Genomic DNA, 6361 nt, shown 5'->3' with positions numbered 1-6361 from the left:
TAAAGAGCAGTGCCGCTTCGTTTTCGCTGCGGCGCGGGGTGTGCATATTACGCTTTCCCGCTTCAGAGTCAAGCATTTATTTTCGCTTATCTCTGTTGGTGTTCATCTCTGAACCCCGCTAACCCGGCGGCGTGTGTGCCGTTGTTCCGTGTCAGTGGAGGCGCATTATAGGGAGTTATTCTGAAGTGACAAGAGGAAATTCAAAAAAAGTTTCTGTCCGTGTTTTTTTTCACCAACAGGGGTGAAATCAAGCTACAAATTGTTCTATTTGATGTATCTGCAACCACAATAACACCCGAGGTGGCATAATTATCAGCATGAATCTTTAAGGAATAAACGCGATGCCATTAAGCGCACAACAACTGGCTGCCCAAAAAAACCTGTCGTATGTGCTGGCAGAAAAACTGGCTCAGCTGATTTTAGCGGGTAAATATGCCCCGGGGAGCATCCTGCCGGGTGAAATGGAGTTGGGTGAGCAGTTTGGGGTGAGCCGTACCGCCGTTCGCGAAGCGGTGAAAACCTTAACGGCAAAAGGAATGGTGCTTCCGCGTCCTCGCATTGGTACGCGTGTGATGCCACAGAGCAACTGGAACTTCCTCGATCAGGAACTGCTCTCATGGTGGATGACGGAAAATAACTTTCATCAGGTCGTTGATCACTTCCTGGTGATGCGCAGCAGTCTTGAACCTCAGGCCTGCCTCCTTGCCGCCACGCTCGGGACGGCAGAACAGAAAGCGCAGCTCAATGCCCTGATGGAAGAGATGGTGTTCCTGAAAAAGCACTTCAACCGCGAACGCTGGATTGAGGTCGATATGGCCTGGCATGAACACATCTATATGATGAGCGCCAATCCGTTCCTGACATCCTTTGCCTCTTTATTCCATTCGGTATACCACACCTACTTTACCTCTATTACACAAGACGAAGTGGTAAAGCTGGATTTGCACCAGGCGATTGTTGATGCCATTCAGGAGAGTGACGGGCTGCGAGCCCAGGATGCATGCCAGGCATTGCTGGCCGCGCCAACCCACCAGCAGGTACATAAATGAGAGAGAAAAAAGCACGCAGCATGGCCGGATTGCCGTGGATTGCAGCCATGGCGTTCTTTATGCAGGCACTGGATGCCACCATCCTCAACACAGCGCTACCCGCGATTGCACAAAGCCTTAACCGATCCCCGCTGGCGATGCAGTCCGCCATCATCAGTTATACCCTGACTGTCGCGATGCTCATTCCGGTGAGCGGCTGGCTGGCTGACCGCTTCGGCACCCGCAAAATATTTATGCTGGCCGTGACGCTCTTTACGCTCGGCTCTTTGGCCTGTGCGCTGTCAACGTCTCTTACAGAGCTGGTCATCTTCCGTGTTCTTCAGGGCGTTGGCGGGGCGATGATGATGCCCGTGGCACGTCTGGCGTTACTGCGCGCCTATCCGCGCAGCGAACTGCTTCCTGTGCTCAACTTCGTCACAATGCCCGGCCTGGTCGGCCCCATACTGGGTCCGGTTCTCGGCGGGGTATTCGTCACCTGGGCAAGCTGGCACTGGATCTTCCTGATTAATATTCCCATTGGCGTCGCGGGGCTGCTTTATGCCCGCAAATATATGCCGAACTTCACGACCCCAAGACGCCGTTTCGATATGCGTGGTTTTTTCCTGTTTGGCCTGAGCCTGGTGCTCTTCTCCAGCGGGATGGAGCTGTTTGGTGAGAAGATCGTGGCGACATGGATTGCACTCTCCGTCATCCTCGGTGGTATTTTGCTGTTCCTTCTTTATATACGTCATGCACGCCGTCACCCGACGCCGTTAATTTCTCTGTCGCTGTTTAACACCCGAACGTTTTCCGTAGGGATTGCGGGCAACATTGCCTCACGCCTGGGGACGGGCTGCGTGCCGTTCCTGATGCCACTGATGCTGCAGGTGGGTTTCGGCTACCCGGCTCTGATTGCCGGTTGCATGATGGCCCCCACGGCGATGGGCTCTATTCTGGCCAAATCAACCGTCACGCAGGTGTTGCGCTGGTTTGGCTATCGTAAGACGCTGGTAGGTGTAACGGTCTTTATCGGGCTGATGATCGCGCAGTTCTCCCTGCAATCCGCCTCTTTACCGGTCTGGATGCTGATCCTGCCCCTGTTTGTGCTGGGAATGGCCATGTCGACACAGTTCACGTCGATGAACACCATCACCCTCGCCGACCTGACCGACGATAACGCCAGTAGCGGCAACAGCGTGCTGGCAGTGACTCAGCAGTTATCGATCAGTCTGGGGGTGGCCGTCAGTGCGGCGGTGCTGCGGTTTTATGAAGGTTTTGACAGCGCGAACACCGTCGAACAGTTTCACTATACCTTTATTACCATGGGCGCACTCACCGTCGTGTCGGCGCTGGTCTTTATGCTGTTAAAACCCAAAGATGGCCGCAACCTGATCAAAGAGCGCCAGAAAGCAAAGGCTAAACCGAACCCCGTTCCATCAGAACAGGAGTAAGCTGCAGACGTTGCTGCTGCAGGCCGGGCTCGGCCATTCGGTGGATAAGCACATCGATGGCCAGCTCGCCCAGTTCATCTTTTGGCTGATGAATCGTGGTGAGCGGCGGCGTCATGTAGCGGGCCAGTTCAATGTCATCGTAACCAATCACCGCCATATCGTGTGGAACACGCAGTCCCGCCTTATATAACGCCTGATACGCGCCAAACGCCATCGCATCGTTGCCGATAAACACAGCCTGCGGACGCTGCGCTTGCGACAGCAATTTCTGCATAGCTTCAAAGCCGCCGTTAAATTCGAAATCACCGGTAATACGGTAGCCATCCGGAACAGTAAGCCCCGCCCGCGCCATCGCAGAAAGATACCCCTCAAGACGCAAACGCGCCGGGGTTTTATCCAGGGGGCCAGTAATGCAGGCGATGCGGGTATAGCCTTTATCGATCAGATACTGGGTGGCCATGTCACCTCCCAGCAGCGAGTTATCCTGAATGAGATCGCTGGTACCGTCGAACGGCGCCCAGTCCATCATCACCGTGGGAATAGAAGGGTAGCGCTGAATAATCTCTTTCGAGGGCTGATGTGTTTCGGTACATAGCAGCAGTAACCCGTCGACGCGTTTTTGCATCAGCGTCTCCAGGTTGCGGTTCATTCGCTGCTCATCCCCTTCGGTATTGCACAGCACCAGGCTGTAACCACGCTCGAAGCAGCTGCGTTCGACACCGCGAACAAGTTCAGAATAAAAGGGGTTGGTACTGGCGGTGATCAGCATGCCGATGGTGCGCGTCTGGTTGAGCTTGAGGCTGCGCGCCAGCGCGGACGGCGCATAATTGAGATCTTTAACCGCGGCTTCGACTTTCTCCCGAATCGCCTCGCTAACGAAGCGATCGTTATTAATGACGTGGGAGACTGTCGACGTAGAAACGCCCGCCTGGCGGGCGACATCTTTCATTGTGGCCAAGCGTTACCCCTGCTGACTTAAGAATTCATCAATCTCTTTACGCCACGGAACGGAAGGCTGGGCACCTTTGCGCGTTACGGCAATCGCCGCGGCGGCATGGGCAAAGCGAATAGCATCATCCATTCTCTTACCTTCCAGCAGCGCAGTCACCAATGCACCGTTAAAGGTATCTCCCGCCGCGATGGTATCAATCGCCTTAACCTTAAAGCCCGGCACGCGACGGCCTTCCCCGTTTACGCTGGCCCACACTCCACGACTGCCAAGGGTAATGATAACGGTGCCGATGCCTTTATCGTGCAGCACTTTCGCCGCCCGCGCGGCGTCGTCATCATTTTCAACGCGAACGCCTGTCAGTTTCTCCGCTTCAGTTTCGTTCGGGGTAATGATATCCACCAGCGCCAGCAGCTCGTCTGATAATACCCGTGCAGGCGCAGGATTGAGTACGACAGTGGTATGATTTTGATGCGCTATCTCTGCGGCCGCCAGGACGCTTTCAACGGGTGATTCCAGCTGCATCAGAAGCGCTTCGGCATTCGCGATGATCTCGCGCTGCGCGTTCACCCGCTCAGTGGTCAGCGCGGCGTTAGCCCCCGCATGAATACCGATGACATTCTCACCTTCCGCATTGACGAAAATCAGCGCCACGCCGGTTGATTCCCCTTCGACAACGCTGACAGGCGCAATATCAATGTTATCGCTGGCCAGCTGTTTGCGTACGCGCTCACCGGTATCGTCATCACCCGTGCAGGCAATAAAGGCGATCTTCGCCCCACTGCGTCCTGCGGCGACGGCCTGGTTGGCGCCCTTACCGCCGAATGCCACCTGATACTGATTACCGGTGACGGTTTCGCCCGGTGTCGGGAACGATTCAAGGTTAAGAATGTGATCGGCATTGATACTGCCAAGGACGACAAGATTGCCTGCGGTTTTCATGGTTGAGGTGTCCATCTGAGAGCGCCACCGGTGTGACCCGGTGGCGTATGCCACACTTTTCTTTATAGGGTGTCCCTCAGGCAGCCAGCGACTGCCTGATTCGCCTTTTACTGCTTGATGACCAGTTTCAGGTCAACAGGATATTTGGCCTGAACTTTTTCGCCCTTCAGCACTTTATCAGCAGTCTGCACGCCCGTTGCGCCGATCTGCTCAGGCAGCTGAGCGATGGTCGCCGCCAGTTTGCCATCTTTTACTGCTTTTTCACCATCCGGCGTGCCGTCAAATCCGACAACCATCACATCAGATTTACCTGCGGTCTGCAGAGCACGCAGCGCGCCCAGCGCCATTTCGTCGTTCTGTGCAAACACAGCCTGCACGTCAGGGTGCGCGGTCAGCAGGTTCTGCATCACGTTCAGACCTTTCGTGCGGTCGAAGTCAGCAGGCTGGCTGGCCAGTACGTTAAATTTGTGCGCTGCAACAGCCTGCTGGAAGCCTTCACCACGCTCACGCGCCGCTGACGTACCGGCAATACCCTGCAGTTCGATAACTTTCGCGCCTTCACCCGCTTTCTTCGCGATGTAGTCACCCGCGATTTTGCCACCCAGAACGTTATCAGAAGCGATGTGGCTGACTACGTCGCCTTTCGTCGCCTGACGGTCAAGGGTGATGACCGGGATCTTCGCCTGGTTTGCCATCTTCACGGCGTTACCCACAGCGTCAGAATCCGTTGGGTTGATCAGCAGGATTTTGGTGCCACGTACGGTTAAGTCCTGAACGTTTGCCAGCTCTTTCGCCGGGTTGTTCTGAGAGTCCAGCACCACCAGGTTGTAGCCCAGTTTGTCAGCTTCTTTCTGTGCACCGTCCTTCAGAGAGACGAAGAACGGGTTGTTCAGCGTGGAGATAACCAGCGCGATGGTGTCTTTCGCCATTGCGTTAGCACTTACGGTTGCGCTCAGCGCGACAGCAGAAACCAGGGTAGCCAGTTTTTTCATGTTCATATCTAAGATGTCCTGTAGTGTCGTCAGTTACTGTTTTTTGTTGTCTACCAGAACCGCCAGCAAAATCACCACTGCTTTAACGATCATCTGGTAATAGGAGGAAACACCTAATAAATTCAAACCATTATTCAGGAAACCAAGGATCAGTGCGCCGATCAATGTCCCAACAATGCGACCTTTACCGCCCGCAAGACTCGTACCGCCCAGAACGACTGCCGCAATGGCATCCAGCTCATACCCCGTCCCCGCCGTTGGCTGCGCAGAAGAGAGGCGCGCCACTTCGATGATGCCTGCCAGAGAGGCCAGCAGACCACACAGCGAATAGACGATGATTTTGACTTTATTGACGCTGATCCCGGACAGACGCGTTGCCGCTTCGTTACCGCCCAGCGCATAGATATAACGACCCAGACGGGTGTGATGCAGCATGTACCACGCCGCGAGGAAAACGATAGCCATGATCCAGACCGGCGTCGGGATACCCAGCGGACGACCAATACCGAACCAGCCAAACAGATCGGCGTTATCCGTAAAGCCGGTATTTACCGGACTGCCGTTGGTGTAAACCATGGTGACACCGCGCAGCAAGAGCATCATGACCAGCGTCGCAATGAACGCCTGAACGCGACCTTTCGCCACAATCACACCGGTCACGGCACCAATTGCCGCCCCAAGTGCCAGCGCAGCTGCAACGGCCACCAGCGCGTTGACCTCAATCCCTACAATTGAAGCCGCAACCGCACCGGTGAGCGCCAGCAGGGAACCGACGGACAGATCGATACCCGACGTCAAAATCACCAGCGTCATCCCTACCGCCATAATGGCGTTAACCGACGTCTGCTGAAGAATATTGAACAGGTTATTAACGGTAAAAAAGTTTGGGCTCATGGTCGAAACAATCGCGATCAACACCAGCAGGGCAATCAGCGATTTTTGTTCCAGCAGCCATGCCTTTGTGAAATAACGGCGACCAGAAACAGCCTGGGTAGTCAT

6 protein-coding genes are annotated in these 6361 nt (G+C 54.9%); 2 read left to right on the top strand and 4 right to left on the bottom strand.

The genetic code is table 11. From position 1 onward, the window contains the following. Positions 1 to 341: 341 nt before the first annotated feature. The gene (locus BJ887_RS20805; RefSeq protein ID WP_078775107.1) at positions 342 to 1049 is read left to right on the top strand and encodes a FadR/GntR family transcriptional regulator; all 708 of its coding nucleotides are present in this window, start codon (positions 342 to 344) and stop codon (positions 1047 to 1049) included. Next, positions 1046 to 2479 carry a multidrug transporter subunit MdtD gene (gene mdtD / locus BJ887_RS20800; protein WP_121340366.1) on the top strand — a complete coding sequence of 478 codons (1434 nt, stop codon included), beginning with the start codon at positions 1046 to 1048 and terminating at the stop codon, positions 2477 to 2479. Before BJ887_RS20805 ends, mdtD begins: the two co-directional genes overlap by 4 nt. Here the strand turns inward: mdtD and rbsR are convergent. The 4 genes from rbsR to rbsC form a co-directional block, all read right to left on the bottom strand. Beyond that, positions 2445 to 3437 (bottom strand): ribose operon transcriptional repressor RbsR, encoded by a 993-nt coding sequence (rbsR, locus tag BJ887_RS20795; protein WP_121340365.1) that lies wholly within the window; start codon positions 3435 to 3437, stop codon positions 2445 to 2447. The two genes, mdtD and rbsR, sit on opposite strands and share 35 nt — an antisense overlap. 3 nt (positions 3438 to 3440) lie before the next feature. Next, the gene (rbsK, locus tag BJ887_RS20790) at positions 3441 to 4370 is read right to left on the bottom strand and encodes a ribokinase (protein ID WP_020882773.1); all 930 of its coding nucleotides are present in this window, start codon (positions 4368 to 4370) and stop codon (positions 3441 to 3443) included. A gap of 107 nt (positions 4371 to 4477) precedes the next feature. Beyond that, positions 4478 to 5368, bottom strand: coding sequence for a ribose ABC transporter substrate-binding protein RbsB (gene rbsB, locus BJ887_RS20785; protein WP_014172267.1), 891 nt, complete (start codon positions 5366 to 5368; stop codon positions 4478 to 4480). Positions 5369 to 5395: 27 nt separating this feature from the next. Next, a complete protein-coding gene (gene rbsC, locus BJ887_RS20780) occupies positions 5396 to 6361 on the bottom strand; it encodes a ribose ABC transporter permease (protein WP_020882772.1) in 966 nt (321 codons plus the stop codon).

This window comes from Enterobacter sp. WPR_3_1, assembly GCF_003635055.1.
Classification (GTDB): domain Bacteria; phylum Pseudomonadota; class Gammaproteobacteria; order Enterobacterales; family Enterobacteriaceae; genus Enterobacter; species Enterobacter ludwigii.
Note: the sequence above shows the minus strand (reverse complement) of the source record. Positions and strands in the feature narration are given on the sequence as shown.